At 40.5% G+C, this 23,135-nt stretch carries 25 protein-coding genes, 1 tRNA gene and 1 riboswitch; of the genes, 19 read left to right on the top strand and 7 right to left on the bottom strand.

Translation table 11 applies throughout. The features are described 5' to 3' along the window. Nucleotides 1–3: 3 nt before the first annotated feature. The 14 genes from GOM48_RS02415 (at nucleotide 4) to GOM48_RS02480 (ending at nucleotide 12,510) form a co-directional block, all read left to right on the top strand. The gene (locus GOM48_RS02415; protein ID WP_235098135.1) at nucleotides 4–1,281 is read left to right on the top strand and encodes an ABC transporter permease; all 1,278 of its coding nucleotides are present in this window, start codon (nucleotides 4–6) and stop codon (nucleotides 1,279–1,281) included. Between the two features lie 127 nt (nucleotides 1,282–1,408). After that, on the top strand, nucleotides 1,409–2,056 hold the full coding sequence (gene vex2, locus GOM48_RS02420) for an ABC transporter ATP-binding subunit Vex2 (protein WP_000173741.1): 648 nt from the start codon (nucleotides 1,409–1,411) through the stop codon (nucleotides 2,054–2,056). 50 nt (nucleotides 2,057–2,106) lie between these two features. Next, nucleotides 2,107–3,486 carry an ABC transporter permease subunit Vex3 gene (vex3, locus tag GOM48_RS02425; protein WP_235098136.1) on the top strand — a complete coding sequence of 460 codons (1,380 nt, stop codon included), beginning with the start codon at nucleotides 2,107–2,109 and terminating at the stop codon, nucleotides 3,484–3,486. A 247-nt stretch (nucleotides 3,487–3,733) separates the two neighbouring features. Continuing rightward, nucleotides 3,734–4,390: a response regulator transcription factor VncR gene (vncR, locus tag GOM48_RS02430; protein WP_235098138.1), complete on the top strand. Its 657-nt coding sequence runs from the start codon at nucleotides 3,734–3,736 to the stop codon at nucleotides 4,388–4,390. Continuing rightward, nucleotides 4,387–5,715, top strand: coding sequence for a sensor histidine kinase VncS (gene vncS / locus GOM48_RS02435; RefSeq protein WP_235098140.1), 1,329 nt, complete (start codon nucleotides 4,387–4,389; stop codon nucleotides 5,713–5,715). The genes vncR and vncS overlap by 4 nt, the downstream gene beginning before the upstream one ends. Nucleotides 5,716–5,854: 139 nt before the next feature. Continuing rightward, a complete protein-coding gene (locus tag GOM48_RS02440) occupies nucleotides 5,855–6,736 on the top strand; it encodes a class II fructose-bisphosphate aldolase (RefSeq protein ID WP_001019005.1) in 882 nt (293 codons plus the stop codon). A gap of 292 nt (nucleotides 6,737–7,028) precedes the next feature. Continuing rightward, nucleotides 7,029–7,922: a helix-turn-helix domain-containing protein gene (locus GOM48_RS02445; RefSeq protein WP_235098142.1), complete on the top strand. Its 894-nt coding sequence runs from the start codon at nucleotides 7,029–7,031 to the stop codon at nucleotides 7,920–7,922. A gap of 328 nt (nucleotides 7,923–8,250) precedes the next feature. Continuing rightward, nucleotides 8,251–8,655, top strand: coding sequence for a hypothetical protein (locus GOM48_RS02450; protein WP_235098144.1), 405 nt, complete (start codon nucleotides 8,251–8,253; stop codon nucleotides 8,653–8,655). Between the two features lie 58 nt (nucleotides 8,656–8,713). Continuing rightward, nucleotides 8,714–8,920, top strand: a complete 207-nt coding sequence (locus GOM48_RS02455; RefSeq protein ID WP_235098145.1) for a hypothetical protein — start codon at nucleotides 8,714–8,716, stop codon at nucleotides 8,918–8,920. Nucleotides 8,921–9,230: 310 nt separating this feature from the next. Further along, nucleotides 9,231–10,223, top strand: a complete 993-nt coding sequence (locus GOM48_RS02460; RefSeq protein ID WP_235098147.1) for an ATP-binding cassette domain-containing protein — start codon at nucleotides 9,231–9,233, stop codon at nucleotides 10,221–10,223. A 1-nt stretch (nucleotide 10,224) separates the two neighbouring features. Continuing rightward, complete coding sequence (locus GOM48_RS02465; RefSeq protein WP_235098149.1) at nucleotides 10,225–11,043, top strand: ABC transporter permease; 819 nt, start codon at nucleotides 10,225–10,227, stop codon at nucleotides 11,041–11,043. 1 nt (nucleotide 11,044) lies between these two features. Beyond that, nucleotides 11,045–11,830: an ABC transporter permease gene (locus GOM48_RS02470; protein ID WP_235098152.1), complete on the top strand. Its 786-nt coding sequence runs from the start codon at nucleotides 11,045–11,047 to the stop codon at nucleotides 11,828–11,830. A gap of 100 nt (nucleotides 11,831–11,930) precedes the next feature. After that, nucleotides 11,931–12,003: transfer RNA gene (locus tag GOM48_RS02475), tRNA-Thr, on the top strand. Nucleotides 12,004–12,192: 189 nt separating this feature from the next. Continuing rightward, nucleotides 12,193–12,510 (top strand): LiaF transmembrane domain-containing protein, encoded by a 318-nt coding sequence (locus GOM48_RS02480; protein ID WP_235098153.1) that lies wholly within the window; start codon nucleotides 12,193–12,195, stop codon nucleotides 12,508–12,510. A 31-nt stretch (nucleotides 12,511–12,541) separates the two neighbouring features. Here the strand turns inward: GOM48_RS02480 and GOM48_RS02485 are convergent, their stop codons facing one another. Further along, complete coding sequence (locus GOM48_RS02485) at nucleotides 12,542–14,341, bottom strand: N-acetylmuramoyl-L-alanine amidase (RefSeq protein WP_235098156.1); 1,800 nt, start codon at nucleotides 14,339–14,341, stop codon at nucleotides 12,542–12,544. A gap of 57 nt (nucleotides 14,342–14,398) precedes the next feature. Further along, nucleotides 14,399–15,307 carry a LysR family transcriptional regulator gene (locus GOM48_RS02490; RefSeq protein ID WP_001222585.1) on the bottom strand — a complete coding sequence of 303 codons (909 nt, stop codon included), beginning with the start codon at nucleotides 15,305–15,307 and terminating at the stop codon, nucleotides 14,399–14,401. 102 nt (nucleotides 15,308–15,409) lie between these two features. Here GOM48_RS02490 and GOM48_RS02495 point away from each other — a divergent pair, with 102 nt between their 5' ends. The 3 genes from GOM48_RS02495 (at nucleotide 15,410) to GOM48_RS02505 (ending at nucleotide 16,340) form a co-directional block, all read left to right on the top strand. Then, the gene (locus tag GOM48_RS02495) at nucleotides 15,410–15,643 is read left to right on the top strand and encodes a YqgQ family protein (protein ID WP_000646473.1); all 234 of its coding nucleotides are present in this window, start codon (nucleotides 15,410–15,412) and stop codon (nucleotides 15,641–15,643) included. Next, nucleotides 15,640–16,020 carry a rhodanese-like domain-containing protein gene (locus GOM48_RS02500; protein WP_235098158.1) on the top strand — a complete coding sequence of 127 codons (381 nt, stop codon included), beginning with the start codon at nucleotides 15,640–15,642 and terminating at the stop codon, nucleotides 16,018–16,020. Before GOM48_RS02495 ends, GOM48_RS02500 begins: the two co-directional genes overlap by 4 nt. Nucleotides 16,021–16,139: 119 nt before the next feature. Then, nucleotides 16,140–16,340, top strand: coding sequence for a DUF4190 domain-containing protein (locus GOM48_RS02505; protein ID WP_235098724.1), 201 nt, complete (start codon nucleotides 16,140–16,142; stop codon nucleotides 16,338–16,340). 40 nt (nucleotides 16,341–16,380) lie between these two features. Here GOM48_RS02505 and GOM48_RS02510 read toward each other — a convergent pair whose 3' ends face one another. Next, the gene (locus GOM48_RS02510; protein ID WP_235098160.1) at nucleotides 16,381–17,106 is read right to left on the bottom strand and encodes a 16S rRNA pseudouridine(516) synthase; all 726 of its coding nucleotides are present in this window, start codon (nucleotides 17,104–17,106) and stop codon (nucleotides 16,381–16,383) included. A gap of 159 nt (nucleotides 17,107–17,265) precedes the next feature. On the opposite strand from GOM48_RS02510, the gene typA reads away from it, so the two are divergent. Continuing rightward, nucleotides 17,266–19,107 carry a translational GTPase TypA gene (typA, locus tag GOM48_RS02515; RefSeq protein WP_235098162.1) on the top strand — a complete coding sequence of 614 codons (1,842 nt, stop codon included), beginning with the start codon at nucleotides 17,266–17,268 and terminating at the stop codon, nucleotides 19,105–19,107. A 19-nt stretch (nucleotides 19,108–19,126) separates the two neighbouring features. After that, nucleotides 19,127–19,381: a DUF3165 family protein gene (locus GOM48_RS02520; protein WP_000262659.1), complete on the top strand. Its 255-nt coding sequence runs from the start codon at nucleotides 19,127–19,129 to the stop codon at nucleotides 19,379–19,381. A 321-nt stretch (nucleotides 19,382–19,702) separates the two neighbouring features. On the opposite strand, the gene GOM48_RS02525 is transcribed toward GOM48_RS02520, so the two are convergent. The 4 genes from GOM48_RS02525 to GOM48_RS02540 all read right to left on the bottom strand — a co-directional run bounded on the left by GOM48_RS02525 (nucleotide 19,703) and on the right by GOM48_RS02540 (nucleotide 23,121). Then, a complete protein-coding gene (locus GOM48_RS02525; protein ID WP_235098164.1) occupies nucleotides 19,703–20,965 on the bottom strand; it encodes a nucleobase:cation symporter-2 family protein in 1,263 nt (420 codons plus the stop codon). Continuing rightward, the gene (locus GOM48_RS02530; RefSeq protein ID WP_235098166.1) at nucleotides 20,965–21,546 is read right to left on the bottom strand and encodes a xanthine phosphoribosyltransferase; all 582 of its coding nucleotides are present in this window, start codon (nucleotides 21,544–21,546) and stop codon (nucleotides 20,965–20,967) included. Before GOM48_RS02530 ends, GOM48_RS02525 begins: the two co-directional genes overlap by 1 nt. A gap of 120 nt (nucleotides 21,547–21,666) precedes the next feature. After that, a riboswitch (purine riboswitch) is annotated at nucleotides 21,667–21,762 on the bottom strand. A gap of 133 nt (nucleotides 21,763–21,895) precedes the next feature. Next, nucleotides 21,896–22,282 carry a bleomycin resistance protein gene (locus GOM48_RS02535; RefSeq protein WP_235098168.1) on the bottom strand — a complete coding sequence of 129 codons (387 nt, stop codon included), beginning with the start codon at nucleotides 22,280–22,282 and terminating at the stop codon, nucleotides 21,896–21,898. Nucleotides 22,283–22,293: 11 nt separating this feature from the next. Continuing rightward, nucleotides 22,294–23,121 carry an exodeoxyribonuclease III gene (locus tag GOM48_RS02540; protein ID WP_235098170.1) on the bottom strand — a complete coding sequence of 276 codons (828 nt, stop codon included), beginning with the start codon at nucleotides 23,119–23,121 and terminating at the stop codon, nucleotides 22,294–22,296. Nucleotides 23,122–23,135: the final 14 nt, after the last annotated feature.

Below are 23,135 nucleotides of genomic sequence, written 5' to 3' on the forward strand. Positions count from 1 at the left end.
CAAATGAATCCAATCCAAAGAGCTTGGGCTTATGTCAGCAGAAAACGACTGAGAAGTTTTATTTTATTTCTGATTTTATTGGTTCTATTGGCCGGAATTTCAGCCTGTTTGACTCTGATGAAGTCCAACAAAACAGTAGAAAGCAATCTTTACAAATCACTCAATACCTCTTTTTCTATCAAAAAGATAGAAAATGGACAGACCTTCAAATTGTCTGACCTAGCATCCGTGAGCAAGATTAAGGGACTGGAAAATGTCTCTCCTGAACTCGAAACGGTCGCAAAACTGAAAGACAAGGAAGCGGTGAGTGGTGAGCAGAGTGTAGAACGTGATGATTTGTCAGCCGCGGACAAGAACTTGGTTAGCTTAACGGCTCTTGAGGATTCATCCAAGGATGTCACCTTTACCAGTTCGGCTTTCAATCTAAAAGAAGGGCGACACCTTCAAAAAGGGGACTCCAAGAAAATCCTCATCCACGAAGAGTTGGCTAAGAAGAACGGTCTTTCGCTTCATGACAAGATTGGCTTGGATGCTGGTCAGTCCGAAGCTGGAAAAGGGCAAACAGTAGAGTTTGAAATTGTCGGCATCTTTTCTGGAAAAAAACAAGAGAAGTTCACAGGCTTGTCTTCTGACTTCAGTGAAAACCAAGTCTTTACAGACTATGAAAGCAGCCAAACCCTTCTGGGAAATAGTGAAGCTCAAGTCAGTGCAGCGCGCTTCTATGTAGAAAATCCTAAGGAAATGGACGGACTCATGAAGCAGGTGGAAAACTTGGCTTTGGAAAGTCAAGGCTACCAAGTTGAGAAGGAAAACAAGGCCTTTGAACAAATTAAAGACTCAGTTGCAACCTTCCAAACCTTCCTCACCATCTTCCTTTATGGGATGTTGATAGCAGGAGCAGGAGCCTTAATTTTGGTCTTGTCCCTCTGGTTGAGAGAAAGGGTCTACGAAGTGGGAATTCTTCTGGCACTTGGAAAAGGCAAGAGTTCGATCTTCCTCCAGTTCTGTTTAGAGGTAGTTTTGGTATCACTTGGAGCTTTGCTTCCAGCATTTGTTGCAGGAAACGCCATTACATCCTATCTGCTCCAAACTGTACTAGCCAGTGGAGATCAGGCAACCTTACAGGACACGCTGGCCAAAGCAAGTGGTCTATCAACCAGTCTCCTATCCTTTGCAGAATCCTATGTTTTTCTGCTCCTGATTGGTTGCTTGTCTGTAGCCCTTTGTTTCGTATTTCTATTTAGAAAATCGCCTAAGGAAATTTTATCATCTATTAGTTAATACTCTTCGAAAATCAAATTTAAACCGTGTCAGTCTTATCTGCAACCTCAAAGCTGTGCTTTGAGCAACCTGCGGTTAGCTTCCTAGTTTAATCTTTGATTTTCATTGAGTATAAGAAGGAGAAATCATGACTTTATTACAATTGCAAGATGTTACCTACCGTTATAAGAACACTGCTGAAGCAGTTTTATATCAGATCAAGTATAATTTTGAACCCGGAAAATTTTATAGTATCATTGGTGAGTCAGGAGCAGGGAAATCCACTCTCTTGTCCCTACTGGCTGGTCTAGATAGTCCTGTTGAAGGTTCTATCCTTTTCCAAGGAGAGGACATTCGGAATAAGGGATATTCTTACCATCGCATGCACCATATTTCCTTGGTCTTTCAAAATTATAATTTGATTGATTACCTTTCTCCGCTGGAAAATATCCGCTTGGTCAACAAAAAGGCGACTAAGGATACCCTTCTTGAGCTTGGTTTGGATGAAAGTCAGATCAAGCGGAATGTTCTCCAGTTATCAGGTGGTCAACAGCAACGTGTGGCCATCGCTCGCAGTTTGGTATCAGAAGCTCCAGTTATTCTAGCTGATGAGCCAACAGGAAATCTGGACCCTAAAACTGCTGGAGATATTATCGAACTACTCAAATCACTTGCTGAGAAAACGGGTAAATGTGTGATTGTCGTCACCCACAGTAAAGAAGTGGCACAAGCGTCAGATATTACACTTGAATTGAAGAATAAGAAACTGACTGAAACTCGCAACACTACTAAATAAGATGAGCTTGTTTTGATAGAATTATTAAATCAAATCTAGAAAGGGAACCTATGTTACACAACGCATTTGCCTATGTTACAAGGAAGTTTTTCAAATCGATTGTTATCTTCCTGATTATTCTCCTCATGGCGAGCTTGAGTTTGATCGGCTTGTCGATCAAGGGAGCTACTGCCAAGGCTTCTCAGGAGACCTTTAAAAATATCACCAATAGCTTCTCCATGCAAATCAATCGTCGCGTCAATCAAGGAACGCCACGTGGTGCTGGGAATATTAAGGGTGAAGATATCAAAAAAATCACCGAAAATAAGGCCATCGAGTCTTATGTTAAACGCATCAACGCTATCGGAGATTTGACTGGATACGATCTCATCGAAACGCCAGAAACCAAGAAAAATCTCACTGCAGACCGTGCCAAACGGTTTGGAAGCAGCTTGATGATTACAGGTGTCAATGACTCCTCTAAAGAAGATAAGTTTGTCTCTGGCTCATATAAGCTGGTTGAAGGTGAGCACCTAACCAACGACGACAAAGACAAGATTCTCATGCATAAGGACTTGGCAGCCAAACACGGCTGGAAAGTAGGGGACAAGGTCAAACTAGATTCCAATATCTATGATGCAGACAATGAAAAAGGAGCCAAGGAAACAGTTGAAGTGACAATTAAGGGACTCTTTGATGGTCACAATAAGTCAGCAGTAAGCTACTCACAAGAACTCTATGAAAACACAGCTATCACAGACATTCACACTGCTGCAAAACTTTATGGATACACAGAAGACACAGCTATTTATGGTGATGCAACCTTCTTTGTAACAGCAGACAAGAACTTGGATGATGTTATGAAAGAGTTGAATGGTATCAGTGGTATCAACTGGAAGAGCTACACACTTGTAAAGAGCTCCTCTAACTACCCAGCTCTTGAGCAATCCATCTCTGGTATGTACAAGATGGCCAACCTCCTCTTCTGGGGTAGCTTGAGCTTCTCAGTTCTTCTCCTTGCACTCTTGCTCGGTCTTTGGATCAATGCTCGTCGCAAGGAAGTGGGAATTCTCCTCTCTATCGGTCTCAAGCAGGTAAGTATCTTGGGACAATTCATCACCGAATCTATCTTGATTGCCATCCCTGCTCTTGTTTCTGCTTACTTTCTAGCCAACTACACAGCTCGTGCCATCGGAAATACTGTTCTTGCCAATGTTACTTCAGGTGTTGCCAAGCAAGCCAGCAAGGCAGCTCAAGCCTCTAATCTTGGTGGTGGTGCAGAAGTAGATGGCTTTAGCAAGACCTTGTCGAGCTTAGATATTTCTATTCAGACATCAGACTTTATCATCGTCTTTGTACTTGCCTTGGTTCTAGTGATTCTCGTTATGGCGCTTGCCTCAAGCAATCTCCTCAGAAAACAACCAAAAGAGCTCTTGCTCGATAGCGAATAAAAAACTTGCTACCTATTCTCCCCTAAATGGGGTATAATATAGGTAGCATTTTTATCTATTTCATCTTGATAATACTCTTCGAAAATCAAATTCAAACCACGTCAGCTTCACCTTGCCGTACTCAAGTACAGCCTGCGGCTAGCTTCCTAGTTTGCTCTTTGATTTTCATTGAGTATAAGGCCTCTTCCTTTCAGGGTGAAACCGAGATGATTTACAAGAAATTTAAAGGAATGTGAAACGTTTTTCTATGAAAATTTTAATTGTAGAAGATGAGGAGATGATCCGTGAGGGGATCAGTGATTATCTGACAGATTGTGGTTATGAAACCATTGAAGCAGCGGATGGTCAGGAAGCCCTAGAACAATTTTCCAGCTATGAAGTAGCACTAGTTTTACTGGATATCCAGATGCCCAAACTCAATGGTTTAGAAGTCCTAGCTGAGATTCGTAAAACCAGTCAGGTTCCTGTCTTGATGCTGACTGCCTTTCAGGATGAAGAATACAAGATGAGTGCCTTTGCTTCTCTGGCAGATGGTTATCTGGAAAAGCCCTTCTCCCTCTCCCTTTTAAAAGTAAGGGTAGACGCGATTTTCAAGCGCTACTACGATACGGGACGAATCTTCTCCTACAAGGATACCAAGGTGGACTTTGAGAGCTACAGTGCAAGCTTAGCAGGAGAAGAAGTGGCCATTAATGCCAAGGAGTTGGAAATTTTGGACTATCTGGTGAAAAATGAAGGACGAGCCTTGACCCGCTCTCAGATTATTGATGCTGTCTGGAAGGTGACAGATGAGGTTCCCTTTGACCGTGTCATTGATGTTTATATCAAGGAACTGCGGAAAAAGCTAGACTTGGATTGTATTCTCACTGTGCGTAATGTTGGTTATAAATTGGAGCGAAAATGAAACGAACAGGTTTATTTACAAAGATTTTTATCTATACCTTCTCGATTTTTAGTGTTCTGGTTATTTGTCTTCATTTAGCTATTTATTTTCTCTTTCCATCGACTTATCTAAGTCATCGTCAGGAAACCATTGGCCAGAAAGCGACAGCCATTGCCCAGTCCCTGGAAGGAAAGGATAGGCAAAGTATCGAGCAAGTCTTAGACTTGTATTCCCAGACTAGTGATATTAAAGGGGCAGTCAAGGGAGAGATGACTGAGGATAAGTTAGAAGTCAAGGATAATTTTCCACTAGATACAGCTCGCCAGACAACTTCACTCTTCATTGAGGAGCGTGATGTGAAAACGCAAGACGGTGGCACCATGACTCTCCAGTTTCTATCTTCCATGGATTTGCAAAAGGAAGCAGAGCAGATCAGTCTTCAGTTTCTCCCCTATACCTTGCTGGCATCCTTTCTGATTTCCCTCTTGGTGGCCTACATTTATGCTCGGACCATTGTTGCCCCGATTTTGGAAATCAAGCGGGTGACCCGTAGAATGATGGAACTAGATGCTCAAGTGCGATTACGTGTGGATTCCAAGGATGAGATAGGTGATCTCAAGGAACAAATCAATAGCCTCTACCAGCATCTTTTGACAGTTATTGAGGACTTGCATGAGAAGAATGAAGCTATTCTCCAGCTGGAGAAGATGAAGGTTGAGTTCCTACGAGGAGCTTCTCATGAATTGAAAACACCTCTGGCTAGTTTGAAAATCTTAATCGAAAATATGAAAGAAAATATCGGCCGTTATAAGGATAGAGACCACTATCTTGGAGTTGCCTTGGGGATTGTGGACGACCTCAGTCACCACGTTCTCCAGATATTGTCTCTTTCTTCTGTACAGGAATTGCGAGAGGAGAAAGAAGAGGTTGACCTCCTTCAGATGACACAAAGTCTAGTCAAGGATTATGCTTTGCTCGCCAAGGAGAAAGAACTTCAGATAGACAATCGCTTGACCCATCAGCAGGCTTACATAAACCCATCTGTCATGAAACTAATCCTATCGAATCTCATCAGTAATGCTATCAAGCACTCCACTCTAGGCGGCTTGATCCGTATCGGAGAAAGAGAAGGGGAACTCTTTATCGAGAATAGCTGTAGTCCTGAAGAACAAGAAAAATTGGCCCAGTCTTTTTCTGAAAATGCCAGTCGCAAGGCCAAGGGTTCGGGGATGGGGATCTTTGTGGTCAAAAGTCTATTAGAACACGAGAAATTACCTTATCATTTTGAGATGCAAGATGATCGATTGAGCTTCTTCATACGTTATCCCAAAGTCACTCAGGACTAAGGAGAAGAAAGGGGTTACATTGATTGGATTGGAAGAAATTCAATCTAAAGTATGGGAAAAACTAGCTTTTTTTATCAAAAAGTGATAAAATGAACAATGTAAATGGGATGTCCCAAAAAATATATAGGAGGCCTGACAAATGGCAATCGTTTCAGCAGAAAAATTTGTCCAAGCAGCTCGTGACAACGGTTATGCAGTTGGTGGATTTAACACAAACAACCTTGAGTGGACTCAAGCTATCTTGCGTGCAGCAGAAGCTAAAAAAGCTCCAGTTTTGATCCAAACTTCAATGGGTGCTGCTAAATACATGGGTGGTTACAAAGTTGCTCGCAACTTGATCGCTAACCTTGTTGAATCAATGGGTATCACTGTACCAGTAGCTATCCACCTTGACCACGGTCACTACGAAGATGCACTTGAGTGTATTCAAGTTGGTTATACTTCAGTTATGTTTGACGGTTCACACCTTCCAGTTGAAGAAAACCTTGAAAAAGCTCGTAAAGTTGTAGAATTTGCTCACGCAAATGGTGTATCAGTAGAAGCTGAAGTTGGAACTATCGGTGGTGAAGAAGACGGAATCATCGGTGATGGTGAATTGGCTCCAATCGAAGATGCTAAAGCAATGGTTGCAACTGGTATCGACTTCTTGGCAGCTGGTATCGGTAACATCCACGGTCCATACCCTGCAAACTGGAAAGGTCTTCACCTTGACCACTTGCAAAAATTGACTGAAGCTGTACCAGGATTCCCAATCGTATTGCACGGTGGTTCAGGTATTCCTGATGACCAAATCCAAGCAGCTATCAAACTTGGTGTTGCGAAAGTTAACGTTAACACTGAATGCCAAATCGCATTCGCTAACGCAACTCGTAAATTTGCTCGTGACTACGAAGCAAACGAAGCAGAATACGACAAGAAAAAACTCTTCGACCCACGTAAATTCTTGGCTGACGGTGTAAAAGCTATCCAAGCATCAGTTGAAGAACGTATCGACGTATTCGGTTCAGAAGGTAAAGCTTAATCTAGCTGAACAATATAAAACAGAAACCTGCCCCTAAGGGTGGGTTTTTTGGTGTGATGGAAATAAATTATTTTTCAAATTTAGTAGGTGGTATTTAATTTGATTCTAAGAAATTGTTTAATCTATGATAAAATAATAGTATGAGTATTATTAATTGAATTCAAGTTTTTATTTAGTTAGAATATAAAAATATTCTGGTATCATTGATTTTAATTACATAGTATAGAATATTCTATAATTCATTATTTTGAAAACTTTGTTTTATTCCAGTATAGTATGTAGGTGATATAAAATGAATAAATTGGCAAATAATATTAAAAGTTTAAGATTAAGCATGGGTGAAACTCAAGAAGATTTAGCTTATGCGCTAGATTTAAATAGTAAGAGTGCTGTTGCAAATTGGGAAAGTGGTGATAATGTTCCTTCGTCAGAAAATTTATATAGAATCTCGAATAGATATGGAGTTACAATTGATCAATTAATGAATGATGATTTAACTTCCGAGTTTTCTTTTATAAAATATTTTTGTAATGTTTATAGTGTCGATGAATTAATAAAATTATTTATGAATTTATTTCCTGTTATACTTTTAGAGTCTGAGAAATCAAATTTAAAGTTAGTTGAGGCAATTGAGTGTCAAAAGAATTTAAAAATCTGTATGATTAGAGGAGATAATCAAGAGGAATTTGATTTCTATTATGATAAAACAAGTTATATTTATATGGAACTAATTGATAAGGAGGAATCAGTTTCAGCTAAAGCTAACCTTGTAAGTATGTTTCTTTTATGTGCTTTTTACAATAGAATTGGAAAGGAATGGGATGGTATTCAAGATTGTTTTGAATTTACTAATAAAAGTTTAAGAAAAAAAGAATTGAAACGTTTTATTTCGGAAATATATTTAAGTAGAAATTTAAATAAACTCGGTAATGATCAGTCAGAGTATCATCTTTTAAATGAAACTATTTTGGAATTAATAAAGGAACTAAAGTATCAAAAAGAATTAATTCAATTAAGTGATTATTTTATGTGTTTACGTTACTTTTTAGGTGTAGTTGATAATAATCTTAATAATGCTATTAATCAACAAATAGGGTTTGCTATCTTAAGTGATTTATCTTTAATGAAAAATAAATATGTGGGGCGTATATATAATTATTTAAATAAACTGAAGAAAGTTCAGTAAAAGTGAACGACAAATTTTGTTTGATACGATATAATTAAAAAATAAGAATTAAGGAGCTCAATAATGAATTTTATAATTATTTGTAATATGATATTGGTTTGTTTATTGTTAGTATCGATTCTAAAACTAGAATATCTTAAAAGACAGTTAGCTAGATATATTGTAGATAATAGAAGTAGTGAATTATCCTTTATAGCATCTGGTGACTTAAGTGTTTTAGAATGTGCAAAAATATTGAACAAAAAATATAAAATTGGATTAATTAATTCATATATTGTGGTTAATTCAATAAAAGTCAGATAAAATTAAAATAAAAAAGGGGAAAGGAATGAAAATTAATACGCAAAGAATCAAAGATCAAGCAAATAGTGCACTAAACATTACCATGAGAATATCAAAATCTGTTAGCAAAAGTATGTCAAAAGGTGGGAGGGAATGTCTAAATTTTGTTGTAAGCAATCCTCAATTTATATTAATTATTTTAAGTTTGATAACTAATAAGAATAGTCTTAATCAAAGACGGATTAATGAATTGGAAGATACAGAGCAAGACAGATCACTAGATGATTCAACCTTTTCTGAACTGCTACAAGAAGAACAAGCTATTAATCATATTTATCCTGATGAAAGAAAATCTCCTTGTGTACATTTATATCGTCTAGGCGAAAATACTTTTGTAAGAGGAGGAACAGAACTAGAAAAAGAGGAGTTCCGTAAAGAGAATAACTTGTAGTTTCATACTCTATATTTGGTTGAAATATAATTTAAAAAGGACAAAGAGAGGTAATTTTATGTCAAAATTATATACATGTGAAGAATGTGGTGGAGAGTTCACTAAGAGAGAGCTTAATTGGGATGGTAGTGATCATATTGATGGAATTTATTATTGCAAAGACTGCTTTCGTTTTTTAGAACAGTGTGGGATTGATGCAATGGATCCTGATGGATTTGGATACGATGAGTATGGTATTTGGGATCCAGAACGTTTAGGTTTTTAGATTTTTATGGGTTTTAACATACTAAATTAGAAATATTTTACTTTATATCTATCCTGCCCATTGGGCAGGTTTTTTGTGTTTTAAGGAAACTATTAAACCAGAAGTTTGTATTAAAAGTATTATTCTAAAAGTGAAATTTCTAATTTCATAATCTGTAGGCAAACGCTTGCATTCCGTTTTTTATTGGACTATAATAGGTTGGTATAAAGCCTTCTGTAAGAATAACAATTAGAAAGTTTAGAAAGTAAGGATTTAGAATATTTGTAGTTTAAAATACAATGTTGCTATTCCTTACGGTAGGGAGATAGATATGGCAATGATAGAAGTGGAACATCTTCAGAAAAATTTTGTGAAGACTGTTAAGGAACCAGGCTTGAAGGGGGCTTTGCGCTCTTTTATTCATCCCGAAAAGCAGACCTTTGAAGCAGTCAAGGATTTAACCTTTGAGGTGCCCAAGGGGCAGATTCTAGGCTTTATCGGGGCCAATGGAGCTGGGAAGTCGACGACCATCAAAATGCTAACTGGGATTTTAAAACCGACATCTGGTTTTTGTCGGATTAACGGCAAGATTCCGCAAGATAATCGCCAAGATTATGTCAAGGATATTGGTGTGGTCTTTGGACAACGCACCCAGCTATGGTGGGATTTGGCTCTGCAAGAGACCTACACGGTTTTGAAAGAGATTTACGATGTGCCGAACTCGCTCTTCCACAAGCGCATGGACTTTTTGAATGAAGTCTTGGATTTGAAGGAATTTATCAAGGATCCCGTGCGAACTCTTTCACTTGGTCAACGGATGCGGGCGGATATTGCAGCTTCCTTGCTCCACAATCCCAAGGTTCTCTTTTTAGATGAGCCGACCATTGGTTTGGATGTTTCCGTCAAGGATAACATTCGTCGGGCCATTACCCAGATCAATCAAGAGGAAGAAACAACCATTCTCTTGACCACTCACGACCTGAGCGACATTGAGCAACTCTGTGATCGGATTTTTATGATTGACAAGGGGCAGGAGATTTTTGATGGAACGGTCAGTCAGCTCAAGGAAACCTTTGGCAAGATGAAGACTCTTTCCTTTGACCTAGTGCCAGGGCAAAGTCATCTCGTCTCTCACTATGAAGGCTTGCCTGATATGACCATTGATAGACAAGGAAATAGCCTCAATATTGAATTTGATAGTTCACGCTACCAGTCAGCTGATATTATCAAACAAACCTTGTCTGATTTTGAGATTCGCGATTTGAAAATGGTGGATACGGATATTGAGGATATTATCCGTCGCTTCTACCGAAAGGAGCTCTAAGATGGTCAAATTGTGGAGACGTTATAAACCCTTTATCAATGCAGGGATTCAGGAGTTGATTACCTATCGAGTCAACTTTATTCTCTATCGAATTGGCGATGTCATGGGGGCCTTTGTGGCTTTTTATCTTTGGAAGGCGGTCTTTGATTCCTCGCAGGAGTCCTTGATTCAGGGCTTCAGTATGGCGGACATCACCCTCTACATCATCATGAGTTTTGTGACCAATCTTTTGACTAGGTCGGATTCTTCCTTTATGATAGGAGAGGAGGTCAAGGACGGATCGATCATTATGCGCTTGCTGAGACCTGTGCATTTTGCAGCCTCTTATCTCTTCACCGAGCTTGGCTCCAAGTGGTTGATTTTTATCTCTGTTGGTCTTCCTTTTTTAAGTGTTATTGTCTTGATGAAAATCCTTTCTGGACAAGGTATTGTAGAAGTGCTGGGATTAACTACCCTTTATCTATTTAGCTTGACGCTGGCCTATCTGATTAACTTTTTCTTTAATATCTGCTTTGGATTTTCAGCCTTTGTATTTAAAAATCTTTGGGGTTCCAATCTACTCAAGACTTCCATAGTGGCCTTTATGTCTGGGAGTTTGATTCCCTTGGCTTTCTTTCCCAAAGTGGTTTCAGATATTCTGTCCTTCTTGCCTTTTTCATCTTTGATCTACACTCCGGTCATGATCATTGTTGGGAAATACGATGCTAGTCAGATTCTTCAAGCGCTTTTGCTACAGTTTTTCTGGCTCTTAGTGATGGTGGGCTTGTCTAAGTTGATTTGGAAACGAGTCCAGTCCTTTATCACCATTCAAGGAGGTTAGTATGAAAAAATATCAACGCATGCATCTGATTTTTATCAGACAATACATCAAACAAATCATGGAATACAAGGTGGATTTTGTGGTTGGTGTGCTAGGAGTTTTTCTGACTCAAGGCTTGAACCTCTTGTTTCTCAATGTCATCTTTCAACACATCCCCTCGCTAGAAGGCTGGACTTTTCAAGAGATAGCTTTTATTTATGGATTTTCCTTGATTCCCAAGGGATTGGATCATCTCTTTTTTGATAATCTCTGGGCTTTAGGGCAACGATTGGTGAGAAAGGGAGAGTTTGATAAGTATCTGACTCGTCCTATCAATCCGCTCTTCCATATCCTCGTTGAGACCTTTCAGATTGATGCCTTGGGCGAACTATTGGTCGGTGGAATTTTACTAGCGACAACAGTATCAAGCGTTGCTTGGACTCTACCGAAATTCCTGCTTTTCCTAGTCTGTATTCCTTTTGCGACCTTGATTTATACTTCTTTGAAAATCGCGACAGCCAGTATCGCTTTTTGGACCAAGCAGTCAGGCGCCATGATTTACATTTTTTATATGTTTAATGACTTTGCCAAGTATCCGATTTCCATTTACAATTCGGTCCTTCGTTGGCTGATTAGCTTTATCATCCCTTTCGCCTTTACGGCCTACTATCCTGCCAGCTATTTCTTGCAGGATAAGGATGTCTTCTTTAATATCGGTGGTTTGATTCTAATTTCCCTTGTCTTCTTTGTCATTTCTTTGAAACTATGGGACAGGGGCTTAGATGCCTACGAAAGTGCGGGTTCGTAAAAGGAAGAATCTCAAAGCCTCGTCTCAGGACAGGCTTTTTCTAATGGGGATGAAAATTTCTTGACATCTATTCTCAGAGTGCTATACTAAAAGGGTAATCGCCGATTTAGCTCAGTTGGTAGAGCAACGCACTCGTAACGCGTAGGTCACAGGTTCGATCCCTGCAATCGGCAGAATCAAGAAGTCCTAATGGGCTTCTTTTCTTTTGTTACGAATATTCAACCACTTAGACAGAGATATAGACCAGATAGGAAAATGCCTTGTTCTTGAAAAAATCCTCTGCTATAATGTTTTTTGTAAGGGGCGTGAGGGGTCAGTATCAGACAACTCAAGAACCAAAAAAAGAAAATGGAGATAAAAAAATGAAAAAATTATTGGGACTTGTATTTTTAGTAGCAGCAGCGGTAGTATTGTATTTCGGCTCTGTTGGTTGGCCAAGTTTGGATGTCAACCTCTGGTCACTCATTCCAGTGGGATTGTTCCTCTATTTCACTCTAGAAAATCTTTTGAAAAAAGACTATAAGGCTAGTCTGATGTGCTTGATCATTGCCTTTATCATTGCAAATGCTATTTTGGACCTTTTGCCAATTTCGAGTGGTTTGGTGATTGGTGCCGGTGTGCTAGCTTGTGTAGGACTTGGCTACCTCTTTCCTGATAAGGATAAAAAAGAAGATAAATAGAAAAGTCTCGAGGTTTCTCGAGACTTTGTTTTTATTTACCAGCGTAGTATTTTTGGATGCCTTTCACAATACCTGCGACTAGTCTATCTTGGTATCGATCATCACGAATCCGTTGATTTTCAGTGAAATTATCCATATAACCAAGTTCTAGGAGGACGGCTGGTTTGGCAGTTTCGCGTAGTACGGCGAAGCTACTTTCCAATAAGCCAGCATCCTTGGCACCAGTTTCGGCTAGGAGAGAGGAGTGGATAGCAGCAGCGAGGCGCTTGCTTTCACTCATACGATCAGGATGGTTGTGCCAGTATTTATTAATCTTACTTGGATAGTCAGGTTCATCGCTATAGGAGTAGGTTTGAATACCACTTGCTTTTGAGTGAATGCTTCCAGTAGCGTTGAAATGGATACTGATAAAGATATCAGAGTTGGTTTTATTTACCATTCTTGAACGCTCAGTCTTAAAATCAACATCGATATCACTGTCACGTGATGTGAGGACAGTATAACCTAATTCTTCTAATTTCTTACGCAGTTTACGATAGACTTGCATGTTGAGATCTTTTTCAGCTACATTGTAGTAAAAGGCACCTGAATCTCGACCACCATGCCCAGGATCTAGGAAAATGGTATTGCTGTATTGACCTTTTACAAATCCACCTTCTGTTGAAACTTCAGAAATCCATTGGCCGTATTTTTGGAACAAATGTTCCTTGCCGTCTATCTTGTAGGTTCCTGAAACATAATGGCCGCTATCGTCCAAATAGTAACGAGCCTTGTAATAGTCGTCATAAATCCACTCATTCTTGGCCATATAGCCACCAGACTTGAGATAGTAGGCTCCAATCCACTCCTGATTTGCATAACGGCCATCCGCTTTTAGATAGAACCAACTGTTGTAGGCCTTGTCAAAGATCCACTCTTTTTCCGCCATGGCTCCACTAGATTTGAGGTAGTAGCTTCCTTTCCATTTATTGGAAAGCATGACTCCATTTTGTTCAAAGGCGTACCAAGTTCCTTTGATTTTCTCCCATTTATCTTGGCTGTATTTCCCATATTCATTAGCGTAATACCAATTTTGGTCAATCTTCACCCAGGAGTTTTCCGCCATGGCCCCGCTACTGCCTAGCAGGTAAGCACCAATGGTCGTTTTGCTGAGCATCACGCCGTTTTTGTCAAAATAATACCATGAACTGTTGACTTTCTCCCATTTGTCTTGCGAGATTCTGCCAGATGGTGTGACATAATACCAATTTTGGTCAACCTTTACCCAGCCATTCTCCGCCATAGCCCCACTTTTAGTAAGGAGATAACCATCAACGATTGTTTGACTGAGCATGACGCCATCCTTGTCAAAGTAGTACCAAACTCCTCCGATTTTTTTCCATTTTTGTTGGATTATTTTTCCAGACTCACTGGCGTAGTACCATTTACCCTCAAGAGCTACCCAGCCATTTTCTACCATAACCCCGTCTTTATTGAGAACATAGTCATCAAAGATGGTATCACTGAGTCGGTTTCCATCGTTGTCAAAATAGTACCACTTATCTTGAATTTTTTTCCATTTGAGGACAGGCTGATTGTTTTCATAGAAACGCCAGTGTTTGTTTTCCTCCTGCCATCCTTCTTTTTTAGGGGTTTCTTCTTTTACCTTGTCTTTTGGAAGTGTTGTAGTCTCCTCTTCATTTTTAATTGAAAGATCTTTCTTATCTTCCTTAGAGTTGCTTTGTTCGGTGGTAGCAGGAGGATTAGCATTACTTTCCTCTGCGTAGATAGGTGCTTGTGCCAATCCTGCTATTGAAAGGACAACAGCACTTGCCAATATAAACTTTTTCAACGATATTCTCCAATCATTATTTTCTAAGAAATATTATAAAATATGTCTGATGGTTTATCAACTATCGAATTGAACTTCTTCTAGTAAGTATTCGATAAAGCGTTCGCCCATCTTAGACAGGCTGGTTTTTTCATGCTGGATATAGACCAGCTCAATGGGATCGTCAATGTCCAGTGGAATGGAAACGATATTGTCTCCGTTAAGGTTGCTGTTCAAAATCCCTGTTGCAATGGTGTAACCATCCAAACCAATCAAAAGGTTAAAGAGGGTGGCACGGTCACTGACTACGATGGATTTCTTGTGGTGCTCTTGTGAAAGAATCTCCTCTGAAAAGTAGAAGGAGTTGTGCGTCCCCTGGTCATAACTCAGATAAGGAAAGTCTTCCAAATCAGCCAGTTTGACCTTATCTTTTTTAGCTAGAGGGTTGGTCTTGCTGACAAAGATATGGGGTTGAGCGGTAAAGAGGTGGTGAGCTAAGAGGTGGTTGTCATCTAGCATTTTCGTTAAAACATCGCGGTTGTAGCTATTCAAAAAGAGGACACCAACCTCACTACGGAAGTTCTTGACGTCATCGATAATCTCCCAAGTCCGAGTTTCACGAAGGAAAAGTTCGTATTTTTCCATATCGCTTTTCTTGAGCAGGGAGACAAAGGCATTGACTACAAAGGCATAGTGTTGAGACGAAACGCTGAAAAGTTCGCGGTGGGCGACAGGATTTTTATAGCGTTCCTCCAGAAGCTGGGTTTGCTCGACAACTTGACGGGCATAGGAGAGAAACTCCATCCCATCACGGGTCAAGGTAATGCCCTTGGGATTGCGGATAAAGATTTCAATGCCCATTTCATTTTCCAAGTCTCGAACGGCATTTGAGAGACTGGGTTGGGTGATAAAGAGTTGCTTGGCTGCCTCATTCATAGAGCCAGTTTCGACGATTTTGATAATATAGTGTAGTTGTTGAATTCTCATGTTTTTATTGTACCATACTTGCGGAAGAATGGGCAATGAAGACGAAGAAAATAGGGGGAAAGAGCCGGTCCAGTATTGAAAAAAAGTCTAAAATCTGTTAGAATGAAAGCTATGAAAACATTCTATGATGTGCAGCAATTTCTCAAACAGTTTGGCATTATTGTTTACATGGGGAAGCGCTTGTATGATATTGAACTGATGAAGCTCGAACTCTCTCGGATCTATGATGCAGGTCTGATGGACAAGTTAGACTATCTAGAGGCGGAAGCTGTTCTTCGTAGAGAGCACAAGATAGAATTAGATTACATAGAGAAAAATGGAGATAAGAACTTATGACAATTTGGATTGTTTGGGGAATCGTTCTGGCGATGGCGGCATGGATGGGTTATAACTACCTTCGTATTCGTCGTGCGGCTAAGATTGTGGACAATGCAGAATTTGAAGCCTTGATTCGGAAAGGGCAATTGATTGATTTGCGCGACCCAGCAGAATTTCACAGAAAACATATCCTCGGAGCTCGCAATATTCCTTCAAATCAGTTGAAGTCAAGCCTTGCAGCCCTTCGCAAGGATAAACCTGTCCTTCTCTATGAAAACCAACGCGGACAACGAGTGACCAATGTAGCACTTTATCTGAAAAAACAAGGTTTCTCTGAGATTTATATCCTTTCTTATGGATTGGATTCTTGGAACGGGAAGGTCAAGACTAGCTAAGATTCTGTAAAAAACTGTCGAATGATAGATAAAGCTAGCATTTTATGGTATCATCATTTATATTAATTTTAAGGAGATTTTGTAATATGAATTCATAACAAAAGAAAAAACCTTCACTTATTTTAGGTATCCTATCTATTGTGCTCGGTTTGCTATCTCCAATAGTAGGTCTGGTTTTGGGGATCATAGGATTGGTCTTGGCTTTTTCATACCAAAAAGAGTCACAATTAGACTATAAGACAGAAAAGATTCTCAATATCGTAGGACTTGTAGTTTCTGTCCTTAACTGGATATTAGCCATTGCAATAGTTTTTAGATAAGCAAAAACAAAAAAAGCTTCAAACATAAAGCTTTTTTCTTTTATCCACTTTTCTCTAAATAGTTTTTAATGATCTCTAATTCTTCTGGATTCAAGGGACGGAATTGACCTTCAGCTAGGTCAGGGTCTAAAGTGAAATCACCGAACTGAACTCGTTTTAGAGAGGTCACCTTGACACCAACAGATAGAAACATCTTCTTGACTTGATGAAACTTGCCTTCAGAGATGGTGATGGAGGCTTGACTAGAGGAAGGACTTGAGGACAGAATTTCTAGCTGAGCAGGTTTACAGGTGGTCCCATCTAAAAAGACAATCCCATCTTTGAATTTTTGGATATGGTCTGACGTGAGCAGTCCATTGACCTCTACTTGATAGGATTTATCGACATGGTACTGGGGATGGAGGAGCTGAAAACCAAGAGGTCCATTGTCTGTCAGAAGGAGCAGTCCCGTTGTATCGCGGTCTAGTCTGCCGACAGCATAGAGTTGGTCAGACTGGATGTCAGGTGGGAGGAGGTTCATGACGGTTGGGAGTTTCTTATCCTTGCTAGCTGTAACGACTCCGTTTGGCTTATGAAGCATGAGGTAGTTGTGCTCGTAGCCTTGGATTTGCCGTCCTTGAAAGACTAATTTCTGCAATCCTGTATCGATATTTTGAGCCAGGGAGCGAGCTGGACAATCGTCCACTAGGATTTCTTTTTTTAAAAGTGCCCGTTTCATAGCCTTGCGACTGATCTTTTCTTGGGCTAATAATCTATCTAAACGCATACCAGCTTATCTTATCATAAGTCTCTAACTTTGAAAAGAGTTGCCTTGACTAGAAAAGCGGAGTGAAAACATTTACACTTAGCTGAACTGTGATTTTTGAATGAGACTGTGGTATAATTGTTCAGTTAGAAATAAAAATTTAAAATATTAGAGGAAATCATGACAAAATTAAGAGAAGATATCCGTAACATTGCGATTATCGCCCACGTTGACCACGGTAAAACAACCCTCGTTGACGAATTATTGAAACAATCTGAAACTCTTGATGCACGTACTGAATTAGCAGAGCGCGCTATGGACTCAAACGATATCGAAAAAGAGCGTGGAATTACCATCCTTGCTAAAAATACAGCCGTTGCCTACAAGGGAACCCGTATCAATATCATGGACACACCAGGACACGCGGACTTCGGTGGAGAAGTTGAGCGTATTATGAAAATGGTTGACGGTGTTGTCTTGGTCGTAGATGCCTACGAAGGAACCATGCCACAAACTCGTTTCGTATTGAAAAAAGCCTTGGAACAAGATCTTGTCCCAATCGTGGTTGTTAATAAAATCGACAAACCATCAGCTCGTCCAGCAGAAGTAGTGGATGAAGTCTTGGAACTCTTCATCGAGCTTGGTGCAGATGATGACCAGCTTGATTTTCCTGTCGTTTATGCTTCAGCTATCAACGGAACATCTTCATTGTCAGATGATCCTGCTGACCAAGAAGCAACAATGGCGCCAATCTTTGATACCATCATCGAACATATCCCAGCTCCAGTAGATAACTCAGATGAGCCTTTGCAGTTCCAAGTGTCACTTTTGGACTACAACGACTTCGTAGGTCGTATTGGTATCGGTCGTGTCTTCCGTGGTAGTGTGAAAGTTGGGGACCAAGTTACCCTTTCTAAACTAGATGGTACAACCAAGAACTTCCGTGTTACAAAACTCTTCGGTTTCTTTGGTTTGGAACGTCGTGAGATCCAAGAAGCCAAAGCTGGTGATTTGATTGCTGTTTCTGGTATGGAAGATATCTTTGTCGGTGAAACTATCACTCCGACAGACGCTGTTGAAGCTCTTCCAATCCTACACATCGATGAGCCAACTCTTCAAATGACTTTCCTAGTCAACAACTCACCATTTGCTGGTAAAGAAGGTAAATGGGTGACTTCTCGTAAGGTAGAAGAACGCTTGCAAGCAGAATTGCAAACAGACGTTTCCCTTCGTGTTGACCCAACTGATTCACCAGATAAATGGACTGTTTCAGGACGCGGAGAATTGCACTTGTCAATCCTGATCGAAACCATGCGTCGTGAGGGTTATGAACTTCAAGTATCTCGTCCAGAAGTTATCGTAAAAGAAATCGATGGTGTGAAATGTGAGCCATTTGAACGTGTTCAAATCGACACTCCAGAAGAATACCAAGGGTCTGTTATCCAAAGCCTTTCTGAACGTAAGGGTGAAATGTTGGATATGATTTCAACTGGTAATGGTCAAACTCGTTTGGTCTTCCTTGTTCCAGCGCGTGGTTTGATCGGATACTCAACTGAGTTCTTGTCAATGACTCGTGGTTACGGTATCATGAACCATACATTCGACCAATACTTGCCATTGATTCCAGGTGAAATCGGTGGTCGTCACCGTGGTGCCCTTGTTTCCATCGATGCTGGTAAGGCAACAACCTACTCAATCATGTCTATCGAAGAACGTGGTACTATCTTTGTCAACCCAGGTACTGAGGTTTACGAAGGAATGATTATTGGTGAAAACTCTCGTGAAAACGACTTGACAGTGAATATCACCAAGGCGAAACAAATGACCAATGTTCGTTCAGCTACTAAGGACCAAACAGCGGTTATCAAGACACCTCGTATTTTGACGCTTGAAGAGTCACTTGAGTTCTTGAACGACGATGAGTACATGGAAGTAACACCTGAGTCTATCCGTTTGCGTAAACAAATCCTTAACAAGGCAGAGCGTGAGAAAGCCAACAAAAAGAAAAAATCAGCTGAATAAGAGCTAGAAAGAGATAAAGATGGTTTATTTAATCATAGGAATCCTCTTATTACTACTCTATGTATTTGCGACACCACAAAGCATTAAAGGAACAGTCAACATCGTTATCTTGGTCTTTGTAGTTGTTGCACTCTTGATCTTGCTGATGTTGTCCATCTTGCAGATCTTCCAATTACCGACAGAATTCTTTGTCACAATAGCCATGCTGGCCCTAGCCTACTTTAGCTTGAGAGACATTACGCTCATGCCTGTAAAAAAGGGTAAAAGAAGATAATAGAAGAGGCTGGGTAATGACTCAATTTGAGGAGAAAATCTAGCAAATTTTTCCCTGATAAAACGCATAATATCAAGGTTTTTGAATGCCTGATATTATGCGTTTTTATGATTTTTAAAACTTTTTGAGCGACCTATTAGAAAGTGGATACTCTTACAATTATTTTGGAAATAATTTAATTTCTGATTTAACGTGTATTTTCTCAGAAGGGCTATTATTCCAATTTTTTCAAGAGTAGTCTTATTTTGGACCGAAAGAAAAAGATTGAAGAAATCGTCCAAAATGAACTTTTCTTCAATCTGGAGGTTCGCACCTCTTTTTTTATTTCTTCTTATGATTTAATACTGCATTGAGGACAATTGCGAGGAGGCTTGCCACGACGATTCCGTTTGAGAAGAACATTTGGAAGGCTGTTGGCATGCTGACGAAGAGATTACTATTGTTTAGTCCAACACCAGCGGCGATTGATACAGCTGCGATAAGGAAGTTGTGTTCATTGTTAGCAAAGTCAACGCGCGCTAGGATTTGCATCCCTTGAATGGATACAAAACCAAACATCACCAGCATGGCGCCACCAAGGACAGGACTCGGAATGATTTGGGCGAGGGCACCAAACTTAGGTAGGAGTCCAAGGAGAACCAGGAAACCAGCTGCGTAGTAGATTGGCAGACGAGTCTTGATACCTGATAATTTAACCAAGCCAACGTTTTGTGAAAATCCTGTGTAAGGGAAGGTGTTAAAGATTCCTCCGAGAAGTACGGCCAGACCTTCTGCACGGTAACCGTTGCGCAGGCGAGTACTGTCAATTGGATCCTTTGTGATATCAGACAAGGCTAGATAAACACCAGTTGACTCAACCATAGACACCGTTGCGATGATACACATCATGACAATAGAGGAGATTTCAAAGGTTGGCATCCCAAAGTAGAGGGGAGTAGGAACATGGACAAGCGGAGCTGCCGCAACAGGAGAGAAGTCAACCAAGCCCATGGTAGCAGCAATGGTAGTCCCAACGACCAACCCAATCAAAATAGAGATAGACTTGATAAATCCTTTGGTAAAGATGTTAATCAAGAGGATAATTAGAACAGTGATGGCTGCAAGTAGGAGACTTTGACCAGTTGGCTCTGGGACATTATTTCCCATATTTCCGATAGCGACAGGAATCAGGGTCAATCCAATTGTGGTAATAACAGATCCTGTAACGATGGATGGGAAAAGATTGGCAACTTTTGAGAAAATGCCTGAAATCAGAACCACATAAATCCCTGAAACGATAAGGGCACCAAACATAGCTCCGCTACCGTGGCTTTGTCCAATCATAATCAAAGGAGCGACGGATTGGAAGGCAACTCCAAGAACGACTGGTAGCCCAACACCAAAGTATTTGTTGAGTTGGAGTTGGAGGAAGGTGGCCACCCCACACATGAATATATCTGTAGAAATCAGGTAGGTCAACTGCTCAGCTGAATAGCCAAGAGCTGTCGCAATCATGATAGGAACCAGGATAGAACCTGAGTACATGGCTAGTAAGTGCTGCAAGCCAAGAACGGCTGCTTGCGAGTGTTTTTCTTGTTTTTGCATTAGAGATCTGCCTCCTTAAATACGATCTGACCATTTTCGAAACGATCCAAGCGAGCCAGTGATAGGACAGGGTAGCCTGCTTTTTCAAGCAAATCACGACCATCTTGGAAAGATTTTTCAATCACGATACCAATCGCTTCAACTTTTGCTCCAGCTTGTTCGATGATTTGTATCAAGCCTTTGGCAGCTTGGCCATTAGCAAGGAAATCGTCAATAATCAAGACCTTGTCCTCTGGTGAGAGGAATTTTCCAGCGATGGAAACGGTGCTGGTCACCTGCTTGGTAAAGGAGTAGACTTCTGCAGTTAAGATACCTTCGTTCATGGTGATGTTTTTAGCTTTCTTGGCGAAAATCATGGGGACATCTAAGGCTTCGGCAGTAAAAATGGCTGGGGCAATGCCTGAAGCTTCAATGGTTACGACCTTGGTAATGCCAGCAGAAGCGAATTTGTCCGCAAATACCTTACCAATCTCTCGCATCAAGCGATAGTCAACTTGGTGGGTTAGAAAGGAATCCACCTTGAGGATGTTGTTCCCCAAGATATGCCCATCCTCAAGGATGCGCTCTTCTAATAATTTCATAAGACCTCCTAAAGTCTAAAAGATGCTTCATTTGCTTGTTTAGAGTTTCTAGCAAGAAATAGAAAAAGGACCTACTTAATCCCCTAAGTAAGTCCCCAAAATAGGCATGGCCAAAACCATACCTTCAGCTGACATACTCATTGTTAGGTGTTCCGGCACCTTGTAGAAACGTCGTGCCAATTCACGACATAAACAAGTAAAATGATATTCAATTTTAAATAGGCTACTGCCAATATTTTTATTTTACACCAATTAGCTTTATAAATCAAATGTTTTGTTAGCAAATAGATCATAAAAGCGAACGAATAAAAGGCTGCAATGCTAGATAGTATTGTAGCCTTTTATTCTTCTATTCGCTAAATCTTAAAAAATAGCCATCTGGATCCAAGACTGCAAATTCGTGAGGATAGATGTAGTGATCCCCAACACGAAATGTTCTCTTAGTCAAAGGACGATAAATAGGATAGTTGGCCTCCAGCAGTTTTTGGTGGAGCTGAGGGACATCTTCAATGCCAAAGGAAATATTGACACCGCGCCCGAAAGGATAGGTTAGTTGGGCTAATTCTTCTGTGCTGCCTTCTTCTAGCATAAGTTGGCAGTCTTCAAACGAGAGGAAGAGAAATTTCTCCTCTGGACGCTCGTATTCGACAGAAAATCCCAGCAAGTCGCAGTAGAAGTGGCGTGACTTTTCGAGGTCAGATACTACAAATTCAGGAATGACAGCTTGATAGTCCATTAGCTTTCTCCTTAGAGTTCAATTTCCAATACAATCGGTGTATGGTCTTGACGCGCACCTGAGTCAATCATGTCAGACTTGGTCACCTTGTCAGCCACGCGGTTGCTAGTCAGCCAGTAGTCGATTCTCCAGCCTGTATTGTTGATTTTAGAAGTCTTGCTGCGTTGCGCCCACCAAGTGTAGCGTTCTGGGACATCGCCGTGAACATGACGGAAGGTGTCTGTAAATCCAGTTGCCAAGAGGTTGGTAAATCCAGCACGTTCTTCGTCTGTAAATCCAGGTGAACGGCGGTTGCTGGCAGGGTTTGCAAGGTCGATTTCCTTGTGGGCTACATTGTAGTCACCCGTCGCAAGGACTGGTTTATGTTTGTCTAACTCAGCTAGATACTCAGCATATTTCACATCCCAGACTTGACGCTCTTCCAAACGTTTGAGACCGTCGCCAGCGTTTGGAGTGTAAACTTGGGTCACGAAAAATTCATCAAATTCTAGAGTGATGATGCGACCTTCTAAGTCCATGGTAGAAGGGGCACCGATTTCTGGAAAAGTGACAGTGGGTGTGAGTTCTTTCTTATAAAGGAACATGGTTCCAGCATAGCCTTTGCGGGCAGGTTCTTGAGAAGAACGCCACGTGTTTTCGTAGTTTGGAAAGAGTTCAGCTAAAATTTCCAAGTGTTTTTTAGTAGGACCCTTGGCAGAAAGCTTGGTTTCTTGGATAGCGATGATATCAGCATTTTCAGCGACCAAGGTTTGTAGTACTTCTTGGGACAATTTGGCACGAGCTGAGTCACTAGTTAGGGCAGCATTGAGGGAATCAATATTCCATGAGATGAGTTTCATAAAGTTACCTTTTT

Source organism: Streptococcus oralis (assembly GCF_021497885.1).
Lineage (GTDB): Bacteria > Bacillota > Bacilli > Lactobacillales > Streptococcaceae > Streptococcus > Streptococcus oralis_BQ.

Bases quoted from the DNA above. Each gene is read 5' to 3' on its own strand.
- GOM48_RS02470 (WP_235098152.1), top strand. From the start codon at position 11,045: ATGAAAAAATATCAACGCATGCATCTGATTTTTATCAGACAATACATC.
- vncS (WP_235098140.1), top strand. From the start codon at position 4,387: ATGAAACGAACAGGTTTATTTACAAAGATTTTTATCTATACCTTCTCG.
- GOM48_RS02520 (WP_000262659.1), top strand. From the start codon at position 19,127: ATGGTTTATTTAATCATAGGAATCCTCTTATTACTACTCTATGTATTT.
- GOM48_RS02415 (WP_235098135.1), top strand. From the start codon at position 4: ATGAATCCAATCCAAAGAGCTTGGGCTTATGTCAGCAGAAAACGACTG.
- vex3 (WP_235098136.1), top strand. From the start codon at position 2,107: ATGTTACACAACGCATTTGCCTATGTTACAAGGAAGTTTTTCAAATCG.
- GOM48_RS02445 (WP_235098142.1), top strand. From the start codon at position 7,029: ATGAATAAATTGGCAAATAATATTAAAAGTTTAAGATTAAGCATGGGT.
- vncR (WP_235098138.1), top strand. From the start codon at position 3,734: ATGAAAATTTTAATTGTAGAAGATGAGGAGATGATCCGTGAGGGGATC.
- GOM48_RS02480 (WP_235098153.1), top strand. From the start codon at position 12,193: ATGAAAAAATTATTGGGACTTGTATTTTTAGTAGCAGCAGCGGTAGTA.
- typA (WP_235098162.1), top strand. From the start codon at position 17,266: ATGACAAAATTAAGAGAAGATATCCGTAACATTGCGATTATCGCCCAC.
- GOM48_RS02460 (WP_235098147.1), top strand. From the start codon at position 9,231: ATGGCAATGATAGAAGTGGAACATCTTCAGAAAAATTTTGTGAAGACT.
- GOM48_RS02540 (WP_235098170.1), bottom strand. From the start codon at position 23,121: ATGAAACTCATCTCATGGAATATTGATTCCCTCAATGCTGCCCTAACT.
- GOM48_RS02525 (WP_235098164.1), bottom strand. From the start codon at position 20,965: ATGCAAAAACAAGAAAAACACTCGCAAGCAGCCGTTCTTGGCTTGCAG.
- GOM48_RS02465 (WP_235098149.1), top strand. From the start codon at position 10,225: ATGGTCAAATTGTGGAGACGTTATAAACCCTTTATCAATGCAGGGATT.
- GOM48_RS02510 (WP_235098160.1), bottom strand. From the start codon at position 17,106: ATGCGTTTAGATAGATTATTAGCCCAAGAAAAGATCAGTCGCAAGGCT.
- GOM48_RS02495 (WP_000646473.1), top strand. From the start codon at position 15,410: ATGAAAGCTATGAAAACATTCTATGATGTGCAGCAATTTCTCAAACAG.
- GOM48_RS02450 (WP_235098144.1), top strand. From the start codon at position 8,251: ATGAAAATTAATACGCAAAGAATCAAAGATCAAGCAAATAGTGCACTA.
- GOM48_RS02535 (WP_235098168.1), bottom strand. From the start codon at position 22,282: ATGGACTATCAAGCTGTCATTCCTGAATTTGTAGTATCTGACCTCGAA.
- GOM48_RS02490 (WP_001222585.1), bottom strand. From the start codon at position 15,307: ATGAGAATTCAACAACTACACTATATTATCAAAATCGTCGAAACTGGC.
- GOM48_RS02440 (WP_001019005.1), top strand. From the start codon at position 5,855: ATGGCAATCGTTTCAGCAGAAAAATTTGTCCAAGCAGCTCGTGACAAC.
- GOM48_RS02500 (WP_235098158.1), top strand. From the start codon at position 15,640: ATGACAATTTGGATTGTTTGGGGAATCGTTCTGGCGATGGCGGCATGG.
- GOM48_RS02530 (WP_235098166.1), bottom strand. From the start codon at position 21,546: ATGAAATTATTAGAAGAGCGCATCCTTGAGGATGGGCATATCTTGGGG.
- GOM48_RS02455 (WP_235098145.1), top strand. From the start codon at position 8,714: ATGTCAAAATTATATACATGTGAAGAATGTGGTGGAGAGTTCACTAAG.
- vex2 (WP_000173741.1), top strand. From the start codon at position 1,409: ATGACTTTATTACAATTGCAAGATGTTACCTACCGTTATAAGAACACT.